The sequence below is a fragment of the Streptomyces sp. B3I8 genome (genome assembly GCF_030816915.1).
GTDB lineage: Bacteria > Actinomycetota > Actinomycetes > Streptomycetales > Streptomycetaceae > Streptomyces.
Window position 1 is genome coordinate 6,824,700 of sequence record NZ_JAUSYN010000002.1, and the last position, 26,228, is coordinate 6,850,927.

Annotated in this window: 19 protein-coding genes and 1 pseudogene; 8 read left to right on the plus strand and 12 right to left on the minus strand. The window is 67.8% G+C overall.

All coding sequences use genetic code 11. The features are described from left to right. The first annotated feature begins 903 nt into the window (after positions 1-903). The 5 genes from QFZ64_RS32180 (at position 904) to QFZ64_RS32200 (ending at position 13,564) form a co-directional block, all read left to right on the plus strand. Complete coding sequence (locus tag QFZ64_RS32180) at positions 904-2,466, plus strand: integrin alpha (RefSeq protein ID WP_307070991.1); 1,563 nt, start codon at positions 904-906, stop codon at positions 2,464-2,466. A 5-nt stretch (positions 2,467-2,471) separates the two neighbouring features. Then, a complete protein-coding gene (locus QFZ64_RS32185; RefSeq protein ID WP_307070992.1) occupies positions 2,472-3,335 on the plus strand; it encodes a hypothetical protein in 864 nt (287 codons plus the stop codon). Beyond that, positions 3,332-6,151, plus strand: coding sequence for a LamG domain-containing protein (locus tag QFZ64_RS32190; protein ID WP_307070993.1), 2,820 nt, complete (start codon positions 3,332-3,334; stop codon positions 6,149-6,151). The genes QFZ64_RS32185 and QFZ64_RS32190 overlap by 4 nt, the downstream gene beginning before the upstream one ends. 125 nt (positions 6,152-6,276) lie before the next feature. Next, positions 6,277-13,080 (plus strand): polymorphic toxin-type HINT domain-containing protein, encoded by a 6,804-nt coding sequence (locus tag QFZ64_RS32195; protein ID WP_307070994.1) that lies wholly within the window; start codon positions 6,277-6,279, stop codon positions 13,078-13,080. A 13-nt stretch (positions 13,081-13,093) separates the two neighbouring features. Further along, positions 13,094-13,564 (plus strand): DUF4262 domain-containing protein, encoded by a 471-nt coding sequence (locus tag QFZ64_RS32200; protein ID WP_307070995.1) that lies wholly within the window; start codon positions 13,094-13,096, stop codon positions 13,562-13,564. Between the two features lie 114 nt (positions 13,565-13,678). Here the strand turns inward: QFZ64_RS32200 and QFZ64_RS32205 are convergent, their stop codons facing one another. The 7 genes from QFZ64_RS32205 to QFZ64_RS32235 all read right to left on the minus strand — a co-directional run bounded on the left by QFZ64_RS32205 (position 13,679) and on the right by QFZ64_RS32235 (position 19,568). Next, positions 13,679-14,986, minus strand: a complete 1,308-nt coding sequence (locus tag QFZ64_RS32205; RefSeq protein WP_307070996.1) for a site-specific integrase — start codon at positions 14,984-14,986, stop codon at positions 13,679-13,681. After that, complete coding sequence (locus tag QFZ64_RS32210) at positions 14,986-15,213, minus strand: helix-turn-helix domain-containing protein (RefSeq protein WP_247463341.1); 228 nt, start codon at positions 15,211-15,213, stop codon at positions 14,986-14,988. Before QFZ64_RS32210 ends, QFZ64_RS32205 begins: the two co-directional genes overlap by 1 nt. Then, positions 15,213-16,658, minus strand: a complete 1,446-nt coding sequence (locus QFZ64_RS32215) for a replication initiator (RefSeq protein WP_307070997.1) — start codon at positions 16,656-16,658, stop codon at positions 15,213-15,215. Before QFZ64_RS32215 ends, QFZ64_RS32210 begins: the two co-directional genes overlap by 1 nt. A gap of 151 nt (positions 16,659-16,809) precedes the next feature. Further along, complete coding sequence (locus QFZ64_RS32220; RefSeq protein WP_307070998.1) at positions 16,810-17,574, minus strand: DUF2637 domain-containing protein; 765 nt, start codon at positions 17,572-17,574, stop codon at positions 16,810-16,812. Positions 17,575-17,611: 37 nt separating this feature from the next. Further along, positions 17,612-19,018, minus strand: coding sequence for an FtsK/SpoIIIE domain-containing protein (locus QFZ64_RS32225; RefSeq protein WP_307070999.1), 1,407 nt, complete (start codon positions 19,016-19,018; stop codon positions 17,612-17,614). Then, on the minus strand, positions 19,015-19,218 hold the full coding sequence (locus QFZ64_RS32230) for a hypothetical protein (RefSeq protein WP_307071000.1): 204 nt from the start codon (positions 19,216-19,218) through the stop codon (positions 19,015-19,017). The genes QFZ64_RS32225 and QFZ64_RS32230 overlap by 4 nt, the downstream gene beginning before the upstream one ends. After that, complete coding sequence (locus tag QFZ64_RS32235) at positions 19,215-19,568, minus strand: hypothetical protein (RefSeq protein WP_307071001.1); 354 nt, start codon at positions 19,566-19,568, stop codon at positions 19,215-19,217. The genes QFZ64_RS32230 and QFZ64_RS32235 overlap by 4 nt, the downstream gene beginning before the upstream one ends. 160 nt (positions 19,569-19,728) lie before the next feature. Here QFZ64_RS32235 and QFZ64_RS32240 point away from each other — a divergent pair, with 160 nt between their 5' ends. Beyond that, positions 19,729-20,592, plus strand: a complete 864-nt coding sequence (locus QFZ64_RS32240) for a GntR family transcriptional regulator (protein WP_307071002.1) — start codon at positions 19,729-19,731, stop codon at positions 20,590-20,592. Between the two features lie 591 nt (positions 20,593-21,183). Here QFZ64_RS32240 and QFZ64_RS32245 read toward each other — a convergent pair. Together QFZ64_RS32245 and QFZ64_RS32250 are read right to left on the minus strand one after the other, a co-directional pair. After that, entirely contained in the window at positions 21,184-21,429 is a 246-nt protein-coding gene (locus QFZ64_RS32245; protein WP_307071003.1) for a hypothetical protein, read from the minus strand. Beyond that, positions 21,417-21,659, minus strand: a complete 243-nt coding sequence (locus tag QFZ64_RS32250) for a hypothetical protein (RefSeq protein ID WP_373430700.1) — start codon at positions 21,657-21,659, stop codon at positions 21,417-21,419. The genes QFZ64_RS32245 and QFZ64_RS32250 overlap by 13 nt, the downstream gene beginning before the upstream one ends. 282 nt (positions 21,660-21,941) lie before the next feature. On the opposite strand from QFZ64_RS32250, the gene QFZ64_RS32255 reads away from it, so the two are divergent. Together QFZ64_RS32255 and QFZ64_RS32260 are read left to right on the plus strand one after the other, a co-directional pair. Continuing rightward, complete coding sequence (locus QFZ64_RS32255) at positions 21,942-22,661, plus strand: XRE family transcriptional regulator (protein WP_307071945.1); 720 nt, start codon at positions 21,942-21,944, stop codon at positions 22,659-22,661. 2 nt (positions 22,662-22,663) lie between these two features. Next, entirely contained in the window at positions 22,664-23,134 is a 471-nt protein-coding gene (locus tag QFZ64_RS32260) for an NUDIX domain-containing protein (protein ID WP_307071004.1), read from the plus strand. 1,096 nt (positions 23,135-24,230) lie between these two features. On the opposite strand, the gene QFZ64_RS32265 is transcribed toward QFZ64_RS32260, so the two are convergent. The 3 genes and pseudogenes from QFZ64_RS32265 to QFZ64_RS32275 form a co-directional block, all read right to left on the minus strand. Beyond that, a complete protein-coding gene (locus QFZ64_RS32265) occupies positions 24,231-24,836 on the minus strand; it encodes an IS630 family transposase (protein WP_307071005.1) in 606 nt (201 codons plus the stop codon). Beyond that, complete coding sequence (locus QFZ64_RS32270; RefSeq protein ID WP_307071006.1) at positions 24,791-25,306, minus strand: winged helix-turn-helix domain-containing protein; 516 nt, start codon at positions 25,304-25,306, stop codon at positions 24,791-24,793. The genes QFZ64_RS32265 and QFZ64_RS32270 overlap by 46 nt, the downstream gene beginning before the upstream one ends. A gap of 62 nt (positions 25,307-25,368) precedes the next feature. Then, positions 25,369-26,076 (minus strand): annotated as a pseudogene (locus tag QFZ64_RS32275) (site-specific integrase); the annotation flags it as partial. Positions 26,077-26,228: the final 152 nt, after the last annotated feature.

The following is a 26,228-nucleotide window of genomic DNA, read 5'->3' on the forward strand; positions in this document are numbered from 1 at the left end:
GGTTCCGCCCTTGGGCATTGAGGGGGTGCCGCACAGACGGGCGGCGACGGTGTCACCGGCCTTGTGCTGTTCCTCCGTCATGTCGGCCGTCATCCTGGTCCGGCCGCCGAGGAAAGGACCGGGCGAACAATGCTGCCTGGGGCGAGACCGAACAGTGAGGCGTTGTCCTCGATTCGGACAACATCGAATTCCAGCCGAAGGCGAATGGAAGGAAGAGCGTCTTCCTGGTCGTCGCCGAAGCGGTGTGGGCGGATCGCCCGGCCGAAACTCTCGTCACGGCATCCGCAGTGCGGAACGGCAGTCCTGGACCGCTTGGAATTCGACGGGCCGCAGGAGGCGTCGAATTCTCGCCGCGCGGACGATCCGCAAGGGTGTGGGGCTCCGCATCGCTCGCCGCCGGTGTCGTCGTGCTTATGGGAGAACGACCGACCGGCGGCATGTGCTGTGCATGCGGATAAGCACACCCACAGGCGTTCCACGGGTTCTGTCCTCATTTCGGACTACGGACGGGTGGCGAACGGAAACCGCCCATCTGCACCCTTGTGACCCTTCTCGGTGCGCCCATGGCGTGCCGAAACCGCGGACGGCGTGCGGGTTGACGGTGAAGAAACTATGAGCTCCACATAGATGTCTCGTCAAGCGCGGACCTGCGACTTCACCAAACTTGTCCGTGATGTCGGCGCAAGGCGGCATTCCGGTCGTTTGTAAGTCTTGGGCATGATTCTACGGCGTAAATCGGACGTAAATCGGACGTGCCCTTGACATGGAAGTTGCTGATGCCGGAAGTTTTGCGAGCGCTTGGATCATCGTTTTAGGGGCCGTGGAATATGTCCCAACGCCTGTTTCGGCTCGGGGCGACAACGGCATAATGAGGGGTGGGGTGGATGTCTCATGCGTAGACGCATGAGCTCAGTCGGGTTGGCCGCGTTAGCGGCCACGGCTCTGGCCATGGCCGGGGGACTGGTCTCGCTGCCGCAGCCGGCGGCTGCCGCAGCGACGTGCACGGGTGGCACGTCGAGCGATTTCAACGGCGACGGTTCGACCGACACGGTCATCGCGGACCCGAACGCGACGGTGAACGGCGCGGCGCGGGCCGGGCTGGTGCGTGTGGTGTTCGGTGGCGGCAAGGGTGTATCCGAGATCTCGCAGGCGACCAGCGGTATGAAGGCCGCTCCGGAGCGCGGGGACCAGTTCGGTTACTCGCGTGCGGCCTACGACGCGGACGGTGACGGATGCACGGACCTGGTGGTCGGAGCACCGTACGAAGACGTCCTCGAGGACGGCTCCCAGCTCGTGGACGCCGGTGCCCTCTGGATCATCCACGGAACACCCGCGGGCATCGGCACCGGTTCGGCCATCGAGAGCTATACACAGGACGCGTTCGACGCGAGCACGGCGACCGAGAGCTACGACCGATTCGGCTTCGCCCTCCACACGGGCACGACGTCCGCCGACTTGCCCTACCTGGTGATAGGCGTGCCGGGCGAGGACATCACCAGCCATGGCGAGAATCAGGTGGATGCCGGCTGCGTCCACTACATGCGGGGTGCGACGAAGTACACCGTGAATCAGGACGATCCCGGTGTGCCGGGTGTCGTCGAGGCACATGACCGCTTCGGCTACTCGCTGGCGGGCACGAACCGCTACTTTGCCGTCGGCGTGCCGGGCGAGACGATCGGTGACGACGCGGCCTTCGCGGGCGGTGTCACGGTGTTCGACCACACCCTCACCGACGGTGTGCCCACCGCCCTCGTCGGCCTCGACCAGGGTGGGTCGGGCGAGGGCCTGGCAGGGGTCGCCGAGGCCAACGACCAGTTCGGTTCGTCGATCGACATGACGAACTACCGGCCGAGCGGCCAGACCTACAACTCTGACGCGCTCCTGGCCGTCGGTTCTCCCGGTGAGGCCATCGGCACGGCCGCCGGAGCGGGAGGGGCAACGGTCATCCGCATTCAGCCGTCGGGCGCCTACACCGAACTGGCGCCCATCGACGCGGACAAGACGGACGTCGAAGGCACCGCCACGGAAGGCGACTTCCTCGGGCAGCGTGTGGCGATCACCAACACGGACCCCTCGGTCGTCAGCAGCGACGCCACCATCCGGCTGGCCGTGGGTATCCCGGGACGTGACGTCGGCGGCGTCAAGGACGCGGGGGTCCTGCAGGTGTTCCGGCCGCTGGACAGCACCCTCGGGGCCAACGACAAGATCATCAGTCGGGCTGCGGGCGGCAGTGTCCTGCCCGGCACGGTGACCACACGTGACTACACCGGTATGAGCCTGACCTCCGGGAGCGCGAACCTCTACGTCGGGATTCCGTACAGCAAGGAGCCCGACACCGCGAAGGGTGTCCTGTACGTGATTCCGTGGACCGACGTCGACGGCACCACGAGCACCGGGACGACTGTCTTCAGGCCGGGCGCCGGAGGCATCCCCGACGCCGGCGCCTCCTTCGGCGTGGTGGGGTGACGGCGATGGCGGGCAAGAACCCTACGGTGAACCACTCCTCCCCCAGGGACGGTCGAGGTAGACGCACCGCCGTCGTCGCCGCGACGCTGACCGCGCTCCTGGCCTCCGGCCTCGGCCTGCTGCCGGGCTCCGGCGGAGACGCCCCGGCCGCTGTCGCCGCAGGCGGGGGCAGAGTCCCGACCGAGGTGGGTACCGGCGACGCACAGGTCGCGGCGGCCCGGTCCGGTGAGGCGGTCGAGGTGCTCGCCCTGCGTGACGAACGCAGCACCACTGTGGCCAATCCGGACGGCACCTTCACGACCACCGAGTACGTCCAGCCCATCCGTACCCGCAAGAACGGAACGTGGCAGGACATCGACACCACGCTCGTCAAGCAGGCCAACGGCACGTACGCGCCGAAGGCCGCGCCCACGGCCATGGCCTTCTCGGGCGGTGGTGACAGGACGTTCGCCCGGCTGGAGAAGGACGGGCGGTCACTCTCCCTGGACTGGCAGAGTGCACTGCCCGAGCCGAGCATCGCCGGGTCCACCGCCACGTACGCCGATGTCTTCGACGGCGTCGACATGGAGATCACCGCCAGTGCCGAGGGGTTCTCCCACGTTCTGGTGGTCAAGGACGCGAAGGCCGCGGCCAACCCGGACCTCGCCGAGCTCCAACTCCCGGTCAGGACCGACTCCGTCACGCTGGAGAAGACGGCGGAAAGCGGTCTCGAAGCCGAGGACAGGGCCAGCGGTGGCACCGTGTTCGAGGCGCCGCAGCCGATGATGTGGGACTCCAGCCAGGGCACGGCGGCGGACGGCGGCGCGTCCCCCGGACCGTCGCCGACCACTCCGGCACCGGGCGGTGCGGGGGGGAGAACGGCGCGGTGACCCCGCCGGACGGTGCCCAGGTGGCCGACGTGGCGGTGGACGCTACCGCGGACCGCGTGACCCTCACCCCTGACGCCGGCCTCCTCCAGGGGAAGGACACCGTCTACCCCGTCTACATCGACCCGGTGTACAAGACGGCCAACCGCACCAGCTGGACGATGGTGTCCTCGTACTACTCCGGCTCGTCCTTCTGGAAGTTCAAGGACGACGAGGGCGTGGGCCGGTGTCCCGCCGATGTCTCCTACCGCTGCACCAGCAGCAGTGACGTCAAACGCCAGTTCTTCGCGCTGCCGACGGGATCGTTCGAGGGCAAGGACATCGTCAAGGCCGAGTTCGCGGTCACGATGGTGCACACCTACAGCGACTCCGCGAAGGAGGTGCAACTCGGGCGGGTCAACTCGTCCGGCGCCAGCGCGATCAACTCCGGAACCGACTGGATCAACCAGCCTTCGCTCAAGGACGCGATCACTTCGCAGTCACCGACGAATCCGGCCGGCTCGTGCGGTTCCACGAACCAGAACGTGCGCTTCAACGTGAAGAGCACCGTGCAGAAGGCAGCCGACAGCGGCTGGGACACGACCACGTTCCGGCTCAAGGCCGGCGACGAGGGCGACTACTCGTACTGGAAGCGCTTCTGCGGCAACGCTCACCTGGAGGTCACCTACAACCGCCCGCCGTTGCAGCCGGCCATGACCGACCTGACGATGACACCGGGCGGCGCCTGCGAGTACGGCAATGCCGCCGAGCACTACGTCGACGAGGCGCCGAAGCTGAAGGCGGTCATCAAGGACCTCGACCACGGTGACACGGGCAGCAACACCGAGACGCTGCAGGCACAGTTCCACGTGTGGTGGACCTCGGGCGGTACAACCCATGACAAGTACACGCTGTCGAAAAAGATCAGCACGACGGACGCCACAGCCAGTGGCCAGACCGGACGGGCCCTCTTCTCCTACACCGTGGGAACGGACTCGACGTACGATCCCGACGATGCGGCCTATGCGATCCCGCAGAACGCCACCATCGGCTGGGCCGTGCGAGGTTCCGACGGACAGTCGTGGGGACCGTGGTCACTCGCGGGTGACGCGACCCGCTGTGAGTTCATCTACGACGACACGGCTCCCAAGGCCCCGACGGTCAGCTCCGCCGTGTACCCGGATGACGAGGCCTGGCATGCGGGCGTGGGCGACTACGGCGACTTCACCTTCGACTCGGCCTCCGCGGACGCGGTCTCGTACAAGTACCGCTTCAAGGGCGACAGCACCTGGAAGAGCGTGAACGCGAAATCTCCCGGCGGACCGGGCACGGTGCGCTGGATGCCGCCGGACGAGGGCCCCATGTATGTGGAGGCCAAGGCGGTCGACGCCGCCGGCAACGCACAGAAGACGACCACCGCGTACACCTTCCTGGTCAGTGACGGCCGTGCCCCGGTGGCCGGCTGGTCACTGGGTGACGCCAAGGGTTCCACCAAGGCGGTCGGTACGTCCGGCTCACCGGACGCGACGCCCGGATCCGGTGTGACCTTCGGTGACGAGGGACCGCTCGGATCGACGGACACCGCCGTGACACTCGACGGATCGGACGGCGCCTACCTGGACGCGGGCAAGGCCGCGGTCGACACCAGCCGGACGTTCTCCGTGAGTGCCTGGGTGAACCTCCCCGAGCGGCCCACCGACGACGTGACCGTCGTCAGCCAGGACGGCACCGGAGCTCCCGGCTTCGACCTCGGCTACGACGTGGACACCCAGTCGTGGACGTTCCGCACGCCCGCCAACGACATGGAAGGCATGGGCACCTGGAAGGTGTCCGGCGGTAAGGCCACACCGGGCAGCTGGACACACCTGATCGGCGTCTACGACGACGAACCGGGCACCCTCAGCCTGTTCGTCGACGGCGACCTGCTGGAGAAGGACGTCGAGAAGCGCCGCACGACCTGGAACGCCACGGGCCCCCTGCAGATCGGCCGGAAGCTGTCCCTGGACGGTTACACCGGCAGCTTCACGGGCAGCATCGCGGACGTCAAGGTGTACGACCGGGTCGTGCCGGAGGCCGAGGGCGAGCAGCTCGGCGGCGTCTCCGCCCGCCAGTTGGCGTACTGGCAGGTCGATTCGGCGACCAACGGCGTCGCGCCCGAGGCGGCCGGCGGAACCGGCCTCACCCTGAGCGGCGGTGCCTCCATCTACCTGCCGGACGACTCGTGCGACCCGGCAGCCGACCCCGGGTGCGTGGCGCCCGCCGAACCTCTGTGGGGCGATGGCCACTTGGTCCTCGACGGAACCGGTGCCTACGCCACCAGGGGGGCGGGGCTGCTGGCCAAGGAGGACAGCTTCACCCTCACCGCACGCGCCCGGCTCGCCACCGCCGGATCGACGAAGGACCAGACCGTTCTCTCGTTGGCCGGTGCCAACGGCAGTGCGGTGACGCTGAAATATCTGGCATCGGCGAACCGCTGGCAGTTGACGACCACCGCCGAGGACTCCAGCACGGCGACGTCCGTGGCCGTCACAGCGGTAGGTGCGCTGCCCAGCAGCGACGAGGACGGAGACCACCTGACGATCGTCTATTCGGCGGTCTTCGGCGATGTGCTCCTGTACGTGAACGGAGCGCTCGCCGCACAGGCACCCTGGCGCAATACGTGGGACTTCACCACCGCGTCGGTGCAGGTCGGGCGGACGCTCACCGGTGCGACCGGGACCGCGTACTTCAACGGCGCCGTCGACGAACTGCGGTTCTTCCGTGGTGCGTTGGACGCGAGCCTGGTGCCCGAAGTGGCCGTGCTCCCGGCAGGCGAAAGCATCGAGGGCACCGTCACCTGACAGCAACGCTGCGGGGCGGGTGTCCCGTGCCCGGCCCGAAGGCCGGGAGCCCGGCACCCGCCCCTCTCGTGGGCTCGCTTCATGTTCTGTCACGCCAACGATTCACTCTTTCTCACGGAGTTGTCATGAGATTGCCCTCCCGGTCGCGGTGGCGCGTACCGGTGCGGAGCACTGTGCTCGGCATCGGGATCGCCCTCGCCGTCGGCCTGTTACCGCAATACGTCCCTGAGGCGGCGGCCAAGGACGACGGCCCGACCAGACCCGCGACCCAGAAGAACTTCGACGATCCGGTCGACGGCAGGAACGCCAAGGCCAAGAGATACACCGGCACGGACCAGGCGAGGAAAGCCGCCGTCAAGTCCGCCGACGACGTGAAGTGGCCCAAGGCCGCTTCGGACGACATCGCGTTGGCTCCGGCCGCGAAGACCGGGAAGGCCGACGGGCTGCCCGTCAAGGTGGCGGCCACCGGCAGGACGAGCCCCGGTTCCGTGCACGTTGCTCTGCTGGACCGCGAGAAGTCCAAGGCGGCCGGCGTCGACGGGCCGCTGATGACGCTGTCCCGTACGGACGGCGCCGAGAAGACGGGGCCCGTCCGGCTCACCCTGGACTACGCGGACTTCGCCGACGCCTACGGCGGCGGTTTCGGCTCGCGACTGCGGCTGGTCCAATACCCGTCCTGCGTACTGACCACCCCCCACAAAAAGGCGTGTGCCACGCCGGAACCGCTGGTCAGCAGCAATGACGCCACCGAGCACACACTGACGGCCCGCGTCGCCGCGGCCGCCGACACTTCTGGCGTCGGCACCCAGACGGTCGCCGCGGACGCGGCGACCGACGACGCGAGCCCGGTGACCGTACTCGCGGCCACCGCCGGAGCCTCCGGCGACCAGGGTGACTACGCGGCGACTCCGCTCAAGGCGTCCTCGCAGTGGAGTGTGTCCAACTCCTCGGGCGCCTTCAACTGGTCGTACCCGATCAGCGCGCCGCCGGTGCCCGGCGGCTCGGCTCCCGGCGTGTCCCTGGGATACAGCTCCCAGTCCATCGACGGCCAGACCGCGACGACGAACAACCAGGGGTCGTGGATCGGTCAGGGCTTCTCCTACGACCCCGGGTTCATCGAGCGCCGCTACAAGCCGTGCGCCGACGACGGCCACGACGACACGTACGGTGACGAGTGCTGGGCGAGCGACAACGCGACCATCTCCCTCGCGGGCGGGGCCACCGGCGAACTGGTCAAGGACGACACCACCGGTGAGTGGCGTCTCAGTTCCGACGACTTCTCCAAGATCGAGAAGCTGACCGGTGCCACCAACGGTGACAACAACGGTGAGTACTGGAAGGTCACCGACGACACCGGCACCCAGTACTACTTCGGCCTCAGCCACCTGCCCGGATACGCCTCCGGAGACGAGGAGACCGGCTCCGCCTGGACCGTTCCCGTCTACGGTGACGACAACGGCGAGCCGTGTTACGACGCCACCTTCGCCAACGCCTACTGCACCCAGGCGTGGCGCTGGAATCTCGACTACGTCGTCGACACCCACGGCAACGCCACGTCCTACTACTACGGCAAGGAGACCAACTACTACACGCAGGGTCTGAAAACCGGCGAGAACGGCAAGCCGTACGTGCGCGGTGGTTATCTCAAGCGCATCGACTACGGCCAACGGGACCAGAAGGTCTACGACACCCCGCCGGCCGCCCGCATCGTCTTCACCACGTCCGAGCGCTGCATCGGCGATCTCACGGACTGTTCCCCCGACGCGCTGACGGACTCGAAGGCCGCGGACTGGCCCGACGTTCCCTGGGACAGCAACTGCAAGGCCGACACCAAGTGTGCCGGGCAGAACTCCCCCACATTCTGGACACGCAAGCAGCTCGACAAGATCACCACCAGGATCCGCACAGGTGATTCCACCTACAAGGATGTCGACACCTGGACGCTCGGCCACATCTTCACCGACAATGGCGACGGCTCCAAGTCGCTGTGGCTGAGCTCCGTCGACCACACCGGCAAGGTCGGCACCGACACGTCGGTCCCCTCCGTGAAGCTGTACGGCAAGCAACTGGCCAACCGTGTCGACGCCGCCGGCGACAACATCCAGCCCTTCATCCGCTTCCGCATGTCGGCGGTGGAGAGCGAGTCCGGCGGTGTGCTGTCCGTCAACTACGCGGACACGCAGTGCACGTCGTCCAATGTGCCCGAGGCCGGCAAGTCCACGGTGCGCTGCTATCCGGTCAAGTGGAATCCACCGGGTGAGAAAGACCCCATCACCGACTGGTTCCACAAGTACGTCGTCTCCTCCGTCGTGGAACAGGATCTGGTGGCGGACAGCCCCGACCAGGTCACCTCGTACAGCTACCTCGGTGACGCCGGCTGGCGCAAGGCGAAGCCGGACGGCATCACCAAGTCCGAGTACCTGACCTGGAACGACTGGCGCGGCTACGGCAAGGTCCGCGTCGAGACCTCCGACGGCAGCGAGAACGCCTCCAACACCAGGACCGAACACGTCTTCTTCCGCGGCCTGGACAGCGGCGCCACGTCGTCGACGGTGAAGGACTCCACCGGCACCACGTACACGGACGACGACTGGAAGTCCGGCTTCGAACTGGAGACCACGACGTACGACGGCGACAAAGTCGTCGAGAAGTCCATCAACACGCTCTGGGACAAGGTCACCGCGACCCGCACCGAGGACTGGGGCACGCGCACCGCCCGCTTCATCCGCCCCGCACGCACCGACACATACGAGGCACTGTCCAACGGCAGTTGGCGGCAGTCGGCGTCCACCACGAGCTACGACTCATTCGGCCGAGTGATCCAGGTGGCCGACTACGGCGAGACGGACGTCGCCGACAACAAGTGCACGCGCACCCAGTACGCCGACAACGCGGCCAAGCACATGTACGCGTATGTCGCCCGCGTCGAAGTGGTCGGTGTGGACTGCTCCTCGTCACCCGACCGCTCCAAGGACGTGCTCTCCGACGAGGTGTCGCTCTACGACGGCACGACCACGACTGGCGCGGCTCCCACGGTCGGCGACGTGACCACCACCAAGCGCCTGTCGGCACACGACGGCACGGTCGCCACGTACCAGACCGTGTCCACGTCCACGTACGACCAGTACGGCCGCCCCAAGACGATCAAGGACGCGCTCGGTCACACCAAGAAGGTCGACTACACCGACACGTACGGCCTGGCCACCGCCAAGACCGAGACCAACCCGCTCGGCTGGACCACGAAGACCGAGTACGCGCCCGAGTGGGGCAACGTCACCGCCCAGGTCGACGTGAACGGCAAGCGCACCGACATGGCCTATGACGGCCTGGGCCGTCTCACGTCGGTATGGCTGCCCGATCGCCCCAAGGCGGCCGACTTCATGGCCTCGGTGAAGTACACCTACGGCATCCGCACCAATGGGCCCGACTACGTGAAGACGGAGCGGCTGGAGAACGGCGGAACGAGTTACGGGACCGAGTACACGCTCTACGACGGCCTGCTCAGGCCCCGCCAGGTCCAGACGGAGGGGCTGAACGGCACCCGTCTGATCGCGGACACCGCCTACGACGGCTCCGGCCGCATCGTCGAGACCAACGACACCTACTCGGTCGCCGACCCGCCGAGCAGCACGCTCTTCGATCCGCGGGACGCCGACATCGACGGGCAGACGGTCACCGAGTACGACGGTGACGGCCGGGTCAAGGCCACGGTCTTCAAGGTCGCCGACGTGGAGAAGTACCGCACCACCTACACCTATGACGGCGACCGGGTGCACATGGACCCGCCGACCGGCCAGACCCCGACCACCACCATCACGGACGTCCGCGGCAACACCGTCGAATTGCGCCAGTACAAGGACGGCGCTCCCCGGCCCACGGGCACGCGGGCGGATTACCTCTCCACGAAGTACACCCACACCGTCGACGGCAAGCTGACCAAGGTCGCCGACGACGCGGGCAACATCTGGACGTACACGTACGACCAGCGTGGACGCAAGACGTCGGCAACCGACCCGGACACCGGTACGTCCACGTTCGGCTACGACGACCTGGACAAACAGACAACGGTCACCGACTCCCGCGGCAACACCACGACCACCGTCTACGACGACCTCGGCCGCATCAAGTCCACCTGGCAGGGCGCCGCGGACACCGGCACCAAGCTCTCGGTCTCGACATACGACTCCGTCGCCAAGGGCGAGCTGTACGGCACCTACACATACAAGGACGGCGCGGTCTACTCGTCCGTGACCTATCCGGTCCTCGATCCGGCGAACGACTACCAGCCCACCAGCACCAAATACCTGCTGTCCAAGACCGCCGAGCCGGAACTGGGCGGCACCTACGAGTTCAACACCCAGTACAACGACGACGGGACGGTCCAGGGCCAGAACTTCCCGGCAGCGGGTGGGCTCCCGGGCGAGGCGATCACCTACCAGTACGACCACCTCCAGCGGCCGATCGCTCTCGGGAGCTCCCTCGGCGGGGGAAGCTACGTCACGGACGTGGACTACTCGCCGACGAGTGAGCTCAAGCAACTGGAGCTGAACACCAGAGGCGCGTCCGGCAAGAAGACCTGGCTCACCTACTCCTACGAACAGGGCACGAAGCGCCTGACCAACGCCCACGTCAACGTCGGCAGCGCGTCCTCAGCGGCATACGACGCCGACTACACCTACGACGACGGCGGCAACGTCACCTCCATCGTCGACCACCCGGCCGGCGGCACCCGCGACGTGCAGTGCTTCCGCTACGACGGGCTGCAGCGGATGACGGAGGACTGGACGTCCTCCACAACTCCGAACGGAGCTGTCGGCACCGGGAACACGAACGCGGCCTGCACCCAGGCCCCCTCCGCGTCGACGGTCGGCGGGGTGTCGCCTTACTGGCGCTCCTACGCCTACGACAACCTCGGGAACCGCACCGGCGAGACCGATCACGGCATCGCCGGCGCGGCCACCGCGACCAGGAGCTACACCTACGGGGAGAAGGGTGAGGGCCCGCACCAGCTGACCACGGTCGTCTCCGACACGACCGCGACCGACACCACTCCGGCGGTCAAGTCCCAGGACACGTACGGGTACGACGCGGCGGGCAACGCCGACACCCGCGTCCTGGGCGGCGACACCCAGACCCTCACCTGGGACAAACAGAACGAGCTGACCAAGGTCACCAACGCCGACGGCAGCACATCGGCGTACACCTACGACGCGTCCGGCACCCGTCTGCTCCGCAAGACGAAGACGGAGACGACGTTCTACCTCCCGGGAATGGAGCTGCACCTCGACGCCTCCACCAAGGCGGTCACGGCCAAGCGCTACTACTCACTGGGCGACCAGACCGTGGCGGTGCGCGACTCCGGCGGCGTCACCTTCCTCGCGGGTGACCACCACGGCACCGCCGAACTCGCGATCGACGCGACGACGGGTGAGGTTCAGCGCCGCCGGCTCGACCCGTTCGGCGCGGCACGCGATTCCGACTCGGCGGACCCCGGCAAGTGGGTCGACGACAAGGGCTTCGTGGGAGGTACGAACGACACCACCTCGGGCCTGGTCAGCATGGGGGCCCGTGAGTACGACACGGACACGGGCCGCTTCATATCGGCCGACCCGGTCGTCAACTTCGACAACCCGCAACAGATCAACGGCTACGCCTACAGCTACAACAACCCCGTCACCTACTCCGATCCGTCCGGCACCTGCGCGGAGGTCGACTGCCCCACGCGTCCGTGCCCGTTGTGCGAGAACACGACGCCGGGGCAGGAGCCGGGCCCGATCCGGCTTTCCGCGAACGCGATAGCGGCCGGATTCACGCTGGGACAGGCGCTGGGCCAGGACTCCGCCGCCGCGGTCAGGGCACGGGCGGCCCAGGACAAGGCGGACGCCGCCAAGGCGAGAGCCGTCGCCATAGCCAAGGAACTGGGCAAGATAGTCGCCGACGAACTCGGCATCACCGACGCACTGGACTGCTTCACCACAGGTGCGCTCGGCGCCTGCGGATCGACCGCTCTGAACATCGTCAGTTCCGTCGTCAGCGGCGGACCGCTCGGCAAGCTCATCGCCAAATATTGGTACCGCGTCAACAAGGCGTACGCCCTGGGCAAGCGGATCGTCCATCTGGCGAAGACGCTGTGGGGAGCGTTCAAGGACTGGACCAAGACCAGTAAGTTCGCGAAAGCGGCCTGCCTCAGCAACAGCTTCGTCGGCGGGACCCTGGTTCTGATGGCCGACGGCAGCACGAAACGCATAGAAGACGTCGACACCGGCGATCAGGTCCTGGCGACAGACCCCGAAACCGGCAAGACCGAGAAAGAGACGGTCACCGCCGAGATCAAGGGCACCGGTCTCAAGCACCTCGTCAAGGTGACGGTCGACATCGACGGCAAACGAGGCCACAAGAAGGCCTCCGTCACCGCCACCGACGGCCACCCCTTCTGGGTCCCGCAACTCGGTGACTGGATCAAGGCGACCGACCTGAAGGCCGGCGAGTGGCTTCGTACCAGCGCGGGCACGCACGTCCAGATCACAGCAGTCAAGCGGTGGACGGTCCAACGGGCGACGGTTCACAACCTCACGGTCGCGGGCGAGCACACGTACTATGTGCTGGCAGGGGCTACGCCGGTCCTCGTTCACAACAGCAACCCTAACTGCGTCGTCGGGGGCGCTCCTGGCAGTAGGCCGGGTAAGCCGTTTACACCCGCTGGCAAGGGTAAGGTCGTCGGGGAGAACGAGGAAAAGTACGGAGTGCCAACGTGTGAGATATGCGGCAAGGAGGTTATTCGCCCTCAGAAGTCTCAGCGTGGAGTGACACCTCCAGAAAACGAATGGCAGATCGATCACATTCAGCCCAAGTCGCGAGGTGGGTCGGGTGACCCGTCTAATGGTCAGGTCTTGTGTCGGGTCTGCAACAGGGCAAAGTCAGATAACTGAAGGAAGTGCTCCTGTGAGTGATGAACTGGGCGGGGTGGGTCTCAGCTCGATTCAGCGAAAGATCCATAGCGATGTGGCAGCTCAAGGATGGAGCTGGATCTGGGTCTTTGACCCTGATGGAGAGCGCCCTCCCTTTGCGTACAGCATCGGGTTCGGTTCCAGCTTCGATCATCCCGAAGTGATCGTTGCTGGGCTTCCGGAGGAGACTTCGGAAAGCGTTTTGAGCTCAGTTCAAGCCATGCTCGCTGAAGGGGTCACGTATGGAGACGGTGACACGTCGGGCGATATTCTTGAGGGATTCGATGTGCAGTTCCGGGAGATTCCACAAGATCTCTTGATCTCTAGCCTGGCGCAGGCTTCCGTCTTCTACGGAGACAGGCCATTTGCTGCACTCCAGCTAGTGTGGCCCGACAGGGATGGAAACTTTCCGGGTGGAAAATATGCACCTGCCTGGCTGAGTGATCGACAGGCTCTGTCGTTGTAGCCAAGGGTAGGATCTTTCCCTGGATCCAGAATGTGCGACAGTAATGCAGAAGCCCCGCCACGTGTTCTCTGGTGGGGCTTCTGTATGGGGTGACGGCAGTAGTTGACGGCAACGTCAGCGGACAGGAGTGTTCCCGGGTCGTGGATCGTTGCCGTCGTCGCGGGTCGGATCACGTCCAGCGGGACCGTCGAGCGCGGTGCTGAGGGTGTTGATGGCGTCTCGCTGGAGGCGGAGTCGGACGTGGGCGTAGACGGTGGCGGTGACGCCGATGTGGGCGTGGCCGAGGAGTTCCTTGATCACGACGAGTTCGACGCCCTGTTCCAGGAGCAGGGTGGCGGTGGAGTGCCTGAGGTCGTGGAAGCGGATGCGGCGGAGGCCGGCCGTGCGGAGGAGCGTGGTGAAGGCGCGGGTGAGGTTGGTCGGGTCGATCGGTCGGCCCTGCGCGGTGGTGAAGACGTGCCCGTCGTGCTGCCATGTGGTGCCTGCGGCCTCGCGCTCGCGCTGCTGCTGTTCGTGGTGGAGCTTGAGCGACTGGACGCAGCGGGTGGGGAGGGCGATGCGGCGCTCGGAGGCCCGCGTCTTGGTGGGCAGTGTGGTGAGCCCGCCTGCGGCGGTTCGCTGAAGGGTGCGGCGGATTGCGGCGGTGCCCGCGTCGAGGTCGAGGTCTTCCCAGCACAGGCCAAGGAGTTCGCCCTTGCGGAGTCCGGTGTGGAGGGCGAGTTCGAACAGCGCGTGCAGCCGGTGGCCTTGTGAGGCGGTGAGGAGTCGGCGGGCTTCGTCGGCGGTGAGGGGTTCGAAGCGTCGGGGCCGTGGGGTGCCGGTGCGGACGTTGCGGGCGACGTTGCGCGGGATCTCTTCCTCCCGGACGGCGTGCTCCAAGGCGGACTTGAGTACGGAGTGGATGTAGGTGAGCGTCAGCGGGGAGAGCAGCTTGTGGCAGCACTGGCCGGCGGCGCAGCAGCGGGGCTGGTCGCGCCGGGCGTCGAGGCCGCGCGTGCAGCACTGGCAGGTGGTGCGGAGCTGGTTGAGCCAGGTGCGGACGTCCTTGGCGGTGAGCTTGGCCAGCTTCTTCTTGCCCAGGCCGGGGATGAGGTAGCGGTGGACGCAGGCGGTGTAGCGGGTGTGGGTGTTCTCGCGCAGGTGGTGGACGGCGACGTTCTCCAGCCAGTACGTCAGGTACGCGGCCACGCTGCCCTGCGCGGAGGGGACGGGAAGACCGCGGTTGCTGTTGGCGATCTTCTCGGTGAGCTTGGCCAGGGCCTCCTGCCGGGTGGTGCCGTAGACGCGGACGCGGCGACGGGTGTTGCCCTGTGCGAGGACGTATCCGGCGGCTTCCCAGCGGCCGTCCTTGCGCTGGTAGACGGTCCCGTCGCCGTTGGCGCGCACACGGCGGGAGGCGGGGGTGTCGCGGGGCGTGGTCATCAGGCGGCGGCTTCCTGTTCGAGGCGGGTGCGGATGAAGTCGGTGAGGGCGTGGGCGGGGATACGTCGGGCGCGGCCGAGGGTGATCGAGGCGAGCTGGCGGGTGCGGAGCAGGTCGTAGACGGCGGAGCGGCCGAGTTGGAGGCGGGCCATGACCTGGGGAACCGTCAGCAGGTCCAGCGCTGGCTCTGTCTCCAGGTGGAGGACGGTGGGCGGGGGCGAGGTCATCAGCAGCCCCCTTCGGCGATGAACTGGCGTTCCAGTTCTCTGCGGTGCCAAACCGCAGCGGCGAGGAGCGCGGCGCCGGGGCTGTAGCCCGAGCCGAGGTAGTCCCAGTGGCCGAGGACGAGCGTGGTCGTCGGGTCGGGCTCGGGCAGGCCGGCGTGGGTGCGGGCCTGTTCGGTGCGCCAGGCCCGGCGGGCGGCGCGCAGCGAGCCGAGGGTGGTCGAGTAGGCGCGGGACTTGGTGGAGAAGTGGCCCCGGAAGCCGAGCATGTGTGCCCACTTCCAGAGCTTCAGTTCGGCGAACTCGGGCAGTTTGCCCAGTTCCCAGCAGGTGCGGATCATCTGCCGTACGTGGCGGGCGACCGCGAGGCGGGGCAGGGGCCGGGCCTGTCCGGTGCCGTCGCATGTGGTGCAGGGGAGCGGGGTTCCGTGGGGCAGGAGGGTGGCGCCGCGTCCCTGGCAGGGACGGCAAAACAGGGCGCGGTCGAGGGCGCCGGAGGCGTCGGCGGACTTGGTGGCGTACTTCGCTACGTAGGCGGCCACGGCCTGGTCGGTGAATTCGGCGTCGGTGCCGAAGGCCGTGATCTCGCGTACGTCGAGCTGTTCGCCCCAGCCGAGTTCGCGTTCCCCGATCGCGTCCGACTCGACCGTGACGCGGACCCGGGCGGCGGCGGCCCGGATGGCGTCGGTGAGCACGGCGGCGGTGGCGTACGGCGGCGGGGGCTGGGTGCTGCCGTCGGGGCCGTCAAGGCGGATGACGGCGTGGAAGTGGACCAGGCCGCGCTGCTGGTACTCGGCGACCTTGGCGAAGGACACCCGCAGGACCGCGCGAGCGGCCTTCTGGGTCATGCCGAGCCGAGCGGCGAGCTCCCGACGGAGGTAGGTCGCGAAGCGTGCCCACAGGGCAGAGGCGTGGGCGTTGAACAGGACCGCGCCCGCGTAGTCGTACGTCGCCGGATTGAGAGGCGTACCGAGCAGGACGTCCGTGGGTTCGTGGCGGGTGCCGCAGCGGCAGGGCCGGATGTCGCCATCGGGGGTGGTGGGGCGGTTGTGGACGGGGCCGAAGGAGGGGGCGGTGAGGGTGGCGAAGACGCGGGGGTGGGTGCGGACGGTGTCGGGGACGTTCTTGCCGCCGGAGAGGCCGGCGCGGATGAGGTGGTAGGTGTCGGCGGCGTAGAGGCGGGAGCAGGCGGGGCAGCGGGAGGAGCGGCGGTTGCCGCAGGTGGTGAGCAGGCTGCCGGTGGGTTCGTCGGAGGTGGTGTAGGAGCGCTGTACCTCGCCGGTGGTGGTGTCGACGGTGGTGGTGTGGCCGGTCAGGCGGACGGGTTCGGTGCAGCCGCCGAGGCGTTCGATCTGCTGCTGTGCGCGGTCGAAGTCGGGGTGGTTGACGAGGTGGAGCAGGTCCCGCACGGCGGGGCTTGCCACGTGGCGCAGGTCCAGGGTGACCATTCGAGGCGTGTCCCTTCTGTCGGGATGGGGCCCCGAGCAGCAACCGGCCATGGCTGTGGGCGTGTTGGTGCTGCTCGGGGCATGACGAACCAGGCCCATGGGGTGGGCGTGGATTTCAGGGAGGGGTGATCCGGCCGGTGGCCGGGGTGGCTCAGAGTTGAGCGAGGGCGGCTGTGGCCACCGGCAGGGCGACGCCCATGCGGGCTGCGAGCTGGGCGGCGGTGACCGGTGTTCCGTGCTCGGCGTGGTGGGTGTCCGCGATGCGCCGCGCCGCACTCAGCAGTGCGGCGGGGAGGACCGGTCGGGAGCCGGTGGCAGGCGCCGTGGTGACGGCCGAGGCGGGGGCGGAGTCGGGGACCTTGAGCACGGTAGGCACTTCGGCCGGAGGCGGCGTAGGTGTCGCGGCGGGGACCGGCTCAGGGGCCGGGGCCGCCGTTTCGGGAGCGGGCGCCGAGGTGGCCACCGGCTCAGCGAGGGGTGCGGGGGTGATGGTTGCGGTGGTGTCCTCCCGGTGTGCGGCCGTGTGGAAGTGGGCGAGGAAGGCGGGGCCGACGTGGCCCCAGCCCAGGAGCAGGAGCGGGGCGACGGTGTCCAGGCAGGCCCGTCCGTAGCGTCCGGTCAGCAGGGGTTCGGCGGTGTTCAGCGCGAGGGCGAGCAGCCCGCACAGGTGCAGCAGCCGGGTGCCGGCCTTCAGCTCCGCCTTGGGGACGCCGCGCAGGGCCAGGTACCGGAGCGCGACCAGGAGGCCGACGACGGACAGGTCCACCATGGGGGCGATCAGCGGGGCGATGGGGCGGGGGACGCCGAGCCGCAGGGCGAGCGCCCAGACGTTGCCGAAGGAGAAGACGAAGGCCAAGGCCGCGATGACCGCCATCACCATGGTCACGGTGCGCCGGGTGAACCGTTCCTCCGCCATGCGCGGGCCTCCTCTCGGGGCGTGGGATCGGGGGCGTTCAGGGCTTGGCCAGGGGGACGGCCGGACCGTCCGGTCCGTCGTCGCCGGGGTTCGTGTTGCTGGTGGTGTCGAGGAGGGCGTCCAGGCACAGGGCGGGGTCGGCGGTCAGGTGGGAGGTGACTTCCGCGATGCGGGCGGCGTCGGCGTCAGAGACGTACGGGGTGCGGATGCGGGTGAAGCCGGGGCGGCCCTGCATCGCCATGACGGCGACGCCGACGTAGGCGGGGTCCTGCAAGGTGACCGGGCTGGCATCGGGCCAGTTGCGGATGTCGTCGCCGAGTGCGGCCACCGCGGCTTCCACGGTCTTCTGCGCGAACGACAGCCCCACTGGGCACACATCGCGGATGAAGGTCGGGATGGCGTCGCCGGTGGTCTTCTGGCTGATCAGGATGGTCAGGATGCCGACGCTGCGGCCCTTCTTGACAAGGTCCTCCACCAGCCGGGCGTTCTCCGTCGTCAGGGCGGCCAAACGTTTCGTCTCGGCGTCGCTGCCCTTGTACTCGCGGAAGAATGTGTGCGCCTCGTCGATGAGCACCACGGTGAGCGGCCACAGTCGGCAGGGGCCGACGTGCCACATGTTCTTCACGCCCAGCACGTCCCGGATTACCGACGACCGCCGCCGACGCAGCTCTACCAGCCGCTTGAACAGCGCGTTGGCCTCGTCCAGGTCATCGCCGCAGAACGCGAACATCCGCTTGACCAGGTCGGCGTAGTCGCCCTCCTCGGCCCGCGACACCTTCCCGTCGAAGCCCACGAACTGCACCGCCGCCGACGGCGCGAGGTCACAGACGAACTTGTTCACCGCCGAAGTCTTGCCCGCACCCGGCGTGCCGGCCACGGTCACCCCCGGCACATTCGCCAAGGACACGCACACCGGCGCCGCGTACTCGTCCACCCCCAGCTCCCAGCGCGCCACCTCCTCCAGCGGGCGGCCGGTGGGCCGGTGCTCGGTCGGCGTGGTCAACGGGTCGGAACGCACGCCCCGGATCACCACCCGACCGGGCCCGTCCGGCAGTACGGAGACCCGTGTGCACCGCCAGGCGTCCGCCAGGAACCGCGCCGCCTTCTGGTACTCCTCCAGACCCACCTGCGGCAGCGTCCTGGCTCGCACGATCACGCCGAACCGGTCCGGCTTCACCTTGATCTTCGGAGTCAGCACCCGGGGCGCCGGGGCGGGGCCGTCCTTCTGGGCGTTGATCTGTGCGAGCAGACCCGGTGTCTTGTCGGTGACCGTCAGACCAGCCATCCGCGCGAGGCGCACCCAGCCCCAGCGGACCAGCAGGGCCTGCCGCATGCTGGCGCGCGTGCCCCGGTCGGCGCGCACGTAGCGCACCACGACCAGCAGCAGCGTCACGCTGACCAGAACGGTCGCGACCAGCACAGCATCCGGTCCGTAATCCGTCACGGCTTCCACGTGTCCCCCTCGGTTTCGGATATCAGGCGGAGGATGTCGGCCAGGTCCAGCCCGGCCGCTTCCGCCGGGGTCAGGCCGAGCCGTCCGAGCACCGCGCCGGAGGCGGAGAACGTTGCCTTGCCCTCAGTGCCCGGCAGGGGCCGCAGCACATGCGGCCCGCGCTGCGGCCCCTGGTTGTCGCTGCCGGTCACTTGGCGGCCTCTGCCACGACCAGTTCCAGGCGGTTGGCGCGGTAGGCGACGCCGTCGGAGAGCTGACCGTTGAAGATCCGCGCCCACGGGGTAGCGAACAGCTCCACCGGCCGCACCATCACCCCCGGCTTCAGCCCGGCCGCCAGACCCGACTCCGGAACCGTGATCTTCAGGACCTCCGCCCGGCCGTCCTCCATGAGCATCACGGTCACCGTGTACAGCGATGCGCCGGTTTCCCGGTCGGTGGCGACCTCCCCGGTCTGCTGGTCCTTGATCTTCAGCACCGGTTCGGTGCCCGCGATGCACACCGCCGACGGCAGCAGAGCAACACGGATTCGAGACATGGCCATGCCATCACACCCTCATCGTTCGAGATGGAGCCGCTTGATCGACTCGACGATGACCATAGCGCTACGGCGATACAGATGCAACGCACGCATAGGTGGGACGGTCGATAAGGACGGTGGTGCGGGCGTGTGCACCAGGCGCTACGGACGCTACGGTTGGCCCATGACCCTGCCCCTGGACGACGACCCGCGGCCCCCCTACCTCCAGGCCGCCGAAGTGCTGCGGGCCGCCATCCTGAGCGGCGAGCTTCAGCCCGGTGAGCGTCTGCCGTCGGCGCGCGATCTCCAAGAGCGGTTCGGTGTCGCCAGCTCCACCGTCCAAAACGCCCTGCGCGTCCTGAGGCAGGAAGGGCTCGTCTACTCCGTCCTCGGCCGGGGCAGCTACGTCAGCCTGCCCCTCGACCAACAGGACACCGAAGAAAAGGACGGCGACGAAGGCGCGGCAGGAGACGGTCCCTTCCCTCCTGGGGGGCGTTCGGCCCGCGCAGAGGACAACCGCCCCCCCTTCGTCCGGACCGCGGACACCCTGCGCGAAGAGATCAAGGAAGGACTCTTCCCCCCGGGCAGCAAGCTGCCCTCCGCTCGTGAGTTGCAAGAGCGGTTCACCATCGCCAACTCCACTGCGCAGAACGCCCTTCGTCTTCTCAAGAGCGAGGGGCTGATCTACGCCGTCAAGGGGCGCGGCGTCTTCGTCCGCACCGCCCCGACACCTGGCAAGAACTACAGTTCCAAGGTCGTCCAGCACCTCCAGCGCGAGGAGATCGAACGCCAGGCCCGCAGGACCGCCGGCGAATTTGCGCACCTCTCCGACGCCGAGCTCAAAGCGCTTGCCAACCAAATCCATGACGAGCTCAACCAGGCCCGCACGGCGTACCAAGCAGCGGTTGAGAAGGGCCGGAAGATCACCCGCGAACTGGCCCACCGTGGCCAACTTGCGCCACCGCTCCACGACGATCCCGCAGCCGCTCGCAAGGAACTTGAAGACAGACTCGCCGACGCGAAGAAGCGCCGCCCGCAGGGCCCCTGACGACCAGGCTGACAGCTCGGCCAGTGGGTGAGCTGTTCAGAGTTTCTTTACTTGATCAAGGGCGCCCCGCTGACGCGGGCCGCCGCGCGTCGGCGCCTGGTGGCCGCCGCCCGCTCCTGTCTGCCGCCCCGCTGGCGACGGCCGCCGACCACTCGGCGCGCAGGGCCCAGAGGCGCAGGCCGGACTGTCAATCGGAAGCCCCGCTGTCCGACCGCTCAGCAGCAGACCGGCCGGGTCCCCGAGAGGCCGTCCGGCTATCTCGTACCGTGCGGCGTCGGCACCCCGGCGGAGCTGTCGTCCGGAACGCGGCCATTGTGCTTGGCTGGGGCCGTGACGATGGAGATAACTGGGCTGATGCCGGTGCGGGGTTGAGCGAGACACACGTGGCGGGTGATCCGTTGGCGCGCCCGCCGTCGTGGCTGACTTTCTGGGGCTGAGGCCAGAACCTCACGGTCATGGGCGCGGCGCACACGTGAAGGCCCGTCCCTGCCGGGGCTGACGAGGACGGGGGAGCCTCGATTGGCCGCGCCCGGCAGGGACGGGAGTCGGGTGGGTCAGCGCGGTGCGGCGCCTGGGCAAGAACGAGGCAGGTCACATCTGGCGCCAGGTCCGCCAGGGCCGGGTGATGATCTCCCGGTAGGTGTGGTGGGACGGGTTTTGGCCGCAGTGCCGCAGCACCCAGTTCTGCGGTTCGGCGAAGTCCTCACTTGACGGTGAGGCCTCTCCGTCCACGGCGCACTGCATCGCGTACAGGACCGGCTCCGCATCCGGCTCGCGATCGGGCTGGAGCGTCCAGGTCTCGTACCGCAGGACCGAGCGAGGAGTCACCGTCCCCACCTCCGGTTGGCCACGGCCACCTTCGCGCTCAACTCCTCCGTCGGAGTCGGCATACGTACGTCCCCTGGCGGCACGTCCCACTCCCGGCCACCGTGTGGCGGTCGAAGCTGCACGTACGGCCCCACATGCCCCATCACCACGCCCACCTTGTTGCTCCGCCGGTCGACCACCAGGTCGCCGACATCGGGCGAGACGGTGTGCCCGTCGGTATCAGGGGTGGGGGCCGTCATCGTGACCACCCCCGCGAGGCGGTGCGCGACCGGGCGTCCAGTCGTAGGGCGGGAACACATGGGGTGGCGCTCATTCGCACGGTGACGCTCCTCGGCGGCGTTGATGCGTGCCCCTGGGCCTGTTGGTGCCGCAGGGTCGGCACCGATCCTCACGCCGGTCACCGGGACGAAGGAACCTCCACCAAACCCCACTTCGGGACGTCCTGCACCGTGTAGAACGTCCCTAGTGTCGTCCTGAGACAAGGGGGGAGACTCGTGCCGAACGAGAGACTACGAGCCGTCATGGCGGCGGGAGGCTGGATGTACGCCGCACTCGCTCAGCAGGTCGAGGTCGACCCCAAGTCGGTCGAGCGCTGGGTGAACCTCGGGCGTATGCCACGCCGTGCCACCGCCCTCCAGGCGGCCAAGGCCCTGGGAGAAGACGTGCACGCACTCTGGCCGGCGCTCCGCCAAGCCCGCCCCGCCCGCGCCATCAGCCCCGAACTGGTCGCGCTCTACGAGCAGCGGGCCGACATCCCCGCCTCGACGTTCACCGACCTGATGGCCCAGGCCCGGGAACGGATCGACATCCTCGTCTACGCGGCAGTCTTCCTCCACGAGGCGTACCCGCGACTGAACGAACTCCTCACCGAACGCGCCGCCGAAGGCTGCACCGTCCGCATCGCGATCGGGGACCCCGACAGCGACAACGTCCAAGCCCGCGGCCAAGAGGAGCGGTTCGGCCACGGCATCGAATCCCGCTGCCGCCTCGCGCTCATGCACTACAGGCCCCTCGCCGGCACCCCCGGCATCGAGGTCCGCACCCACAGCACCACGCTCTACAACTCCCTCTACCGCGCCGACGACCAGCAACTCGTCAACGCACACGTCTGGGGTGTCAACGCCTACGCCGCCCCCGTATGGCATCTTCGCCGACACGAGGCAGGCGGCATGTTCGACACCTACGCCGAGAGCTTCGACGCCGTGTGGACGACAGCAACCCCCGTACGAGAGGAAGGCTGACCGTGGCCCGCACCGAGTACTACGACGACCCGAACGCGCCCAAGCCGAACAGCATGGTCGTCGCCGCATCCGCCGTCGTCACCGACGACCACGGCCGCATCCTCCTCCAGCGCCGCCGCGACAACGACCTATGGGCCCTGCCCGGAGGCGGAATGGACCTCACCGACTCCCTGCCAGGCACGGCCGTCCGCGAAGTCAAGGAAGAAACCGGCCTCGACGTCGAGATCACCGGCCTGGTCGGCACCTACACCGACCCGAAACACATCATCGCCTACACCGACGGCGAGGTCCGCCGCCAGTTCAACGTCTGCTTCACCGCCCGCATCACCGGCGGTCAGTTGGCTATCTCCGACGAGTCCACCGAACTCCGGTTCGTGCCGCCGGAAGAGATCGAGCAGTTGCCGATGCACCACACCCAACGGCTCAGGATCCAGCACTTCCTGGAACACCGCGAGAAGCCGTACCTGGGCTGAACTGTCTGACGGCAGTAGCTGACGGCAACAACCCCGCACAACCACGGACACCCACGCACGTCGCCGGACCAGCAAACTGGGTTTGACCTGCGGAAAAGCAGGTGGAGGGGTCCGCGTAGCACACGTACTATGTGCTGGCGGGGGCTACGCCGGTCCTCGTTCACAATGCAACGCCAGGTCAGAAGTGCGACCTGACGCTGGGTGCTGGTCCGAATGCCCGAGAGGGAGTCGGCCTGGAGAACGGTGACATTGAAGCAGATGGCGTTCGAGACCTGATCAATGAATCCGGAAATGCGCACGGCTGCCACACCTGCGATGCCACGACCCCTGGCACCAAAGAAGGAGAATGGATTCCAGATCACCAGCCGCCGTCTAGTCTCGTGGCCCCCGGATCTCCTCAGACGGCGTATCCTCACTGTCTGCCCTGCGCTAGGCGGCAGGGTGGGGTTGTCTCGCAACTTTCACAAGGAAAGAGTAAGAAGGAATGGTAGCTAATAGCCCTGTGGTTGCATTCCTGGCAAAAATCGAGCACGGATGCCTGATCTTGCGAGATGCGGGAAGTGACGATGACGTCAGTGACTGGGACCCGGCGTCCAGCAGCTGGTATCGAGAGGGCAGTTCACTCATCTTCGGCGTTCAGGCCAGTGTCGACGGTCCTGTCGAATGCGAGGTATGGAAGTCGGCTCCGCCTGTGGTGCTTCCGGCGAACCTCTTTGAGGTGTCACTTCCATGTCCGTCCGGGTGGCTCGTATTGCACGACCCGAACGAATATGCCCGAATGCAATTCACGGGATTCCGTGACTCTGTGATCTGTTCGGTAATGGCGGATGATCCGCAATTTCCGTCAAAGGTTCAGATCTTGCTGAGGGCAGAAGGCAAGTAGCTCTTGGCGCTCGCGGGAACGGGCGAGGTTCCATTCGGGGGTCTCGCCAGTTTCTCTATGCGGTGTGAGGGCGCCGTTCCGCTGGGGGATGTCGACCTTCCCGCGCCATTCCGAACCGCATAGTTGAAGCCCCGTCAGGTGCGTCCTGACGGGGCTTCTGCATGGGGTGACGGCAGTAGTTGACGCTGAGGTTGAAAGGGTGGGGTGACGGGGTTACGGAGGCTCCGGCCCGAGTCCGGTCTCGGCTATGAAGCCGTCGAGCACTTCGGGGCGGCATTGGATGCCTCGTAGGCGGTTCTTCACGAGTGGGGTGAGGTCGTCGATCGTGCGGGGTGCGAGGTTGGCCAGGGACTTCTTCAGGTGGGCCCATACGCCTTCGACGGGGTTGAGGTCGGGTGCGTAGGGCGGGAGCTTGACGATGGTCAGCCAGTCGCTGTTGCGCTCACAGAACTCCCGCAGGGCCTTGGCGTGGTGGGTGCTGGCGTTGTCCCACACCACGATCAGCGGGGCACCGCCGAGCTGCCGCCGGGCGGAGGTGAGCAGGTCCGCGAACTCGCGGGCCCGGAAGCCCTTCTTCTCGCCGGTCCGGCCCCGGTAGGTCTGGGTCCGGTAGACCAGCCTGGTCTCGCGGCCCGGTCTGACGCAGATCATCCCGGCCATCAGGACCCGGCCGGACCCCTTGCCCGTCACCCTGACCAGCGGCGTCCTGCCGCGCCGTGACCAGGTCCGGCCCTTGCCGGGTTTGAGGTCCTGCCCGGCCTCGTCCTCAAAAACTACCCACGCGCCCAGGAGCTGGGCCGTCCTCTTACCCGTGACCACTGCTCCGTCCGCCACGACTCAACGGCCTGCTCGTCCCGCTCGGCGGCCCGATGCACGGGAACCTGCGGAGACCAGCCCACCCGGTGCAGCAGGTACGACACCCCACGCGGGGTGTACCGGTGCCCGAACAGCCGGTGGATCAGCTCCGCGACCCTCGCCAGGGTCCACCGCTGGTCCTCGCTCCAGCCATGCGCCGCCGGCCCCGCCTCCAACTCGGCCTGCAACCGCTCGGCCTGGACATCGTCCAGCCGGCACGGAAAGCCGCCAGCCCCCTTGGAAGCCAGGGCCGCGTGGCCGCCCTCGCGCCAGACAGCGTGCCAGGCGTACGCCGACTTCCGCGACACCCGTAATCTGCGGGCCACCTCCGGCGGCCGCGCCCCTTGCCCGAACATCTCCGCGGCCTCGAAACGCACCGTCTCACGCTTCGTCCGCCCCGCAGCGGTCAGACCGCCGCCATCCGCGTACCTCATGACGAGGACATAGCACCACCAACGCCCGCTGTCACCCCACCCTTTCAACCTCAGCGGCAACGTCAGCGGACGATGGCTCCGCACAGTGCGTCATCGCGGGTCGGCTCGTGGCTGGCGGGACCGTCGAGTGCGGTGCTGAGGGTGTTGATGGCGTCACGCTGGAGGCGGAGTCGGAGGTGGGCGTAGACGGTGGCGGTGACGCCGATGTGGGCGTGGCCGAGGAGTTCTTTGATCACGACGAGTTCGATGCCCTGTTCCAGGAGCAGGGTGGCGGTGGAGTGTCTGAGGTCGTGGAAGCGGATGCGGCGGAGGCGGGCAGTGCGGAGGAGCGTGTTGAAGGTGCGGGTGAGGTTGGTCGGGTCGATCGGTCTGCCCTGCACCGTGGTGAACACGTGCCCGTCGTGCTGCCACGTGGAGCCCGCTGCCTCGTGCTCGCGTTTCTGCTGCTCGTGGTGGAGCTTCAGCGACTGGACGCAGCGGGTGGGGAGGGCGATGCATCGTTCGGAGGCGCGCGTCTTGGTGGGCAGTGTGGTGAGCCCGCCCGCGCTGGTGCGCTGCAAGGTTCGGCGGATTGCGGGGGTGCCCGCGTCGAGGTGGAGGTCTTCCCAGCGCAGTCCGAGGAGTTCGCCCTTGCGGAGTCCGGTGTGGAGGGCGAGTTCGAACAGCGCGTGCAGCCGGTGATTGTGCGTTGCGGTGAGGAACTGACGGGCTTCGTCGACGTTGAAGGGTTGGAAGCGTCGGGGGCGGGGCGTGCCGGTGCGGACGTTCCGGAGCGCAAGCGCACCCTCACGACGGAGATGCGCGAAATGGCCGACTATCTGGGCGTCGTCGGGTAGCTGCCACGCAACGTGGCAGTTCGTGAACCACGGGTCGCGAACTGCCATGCCTCCCACTGGGGTGACGATCGGTCAGTTCCTACGGT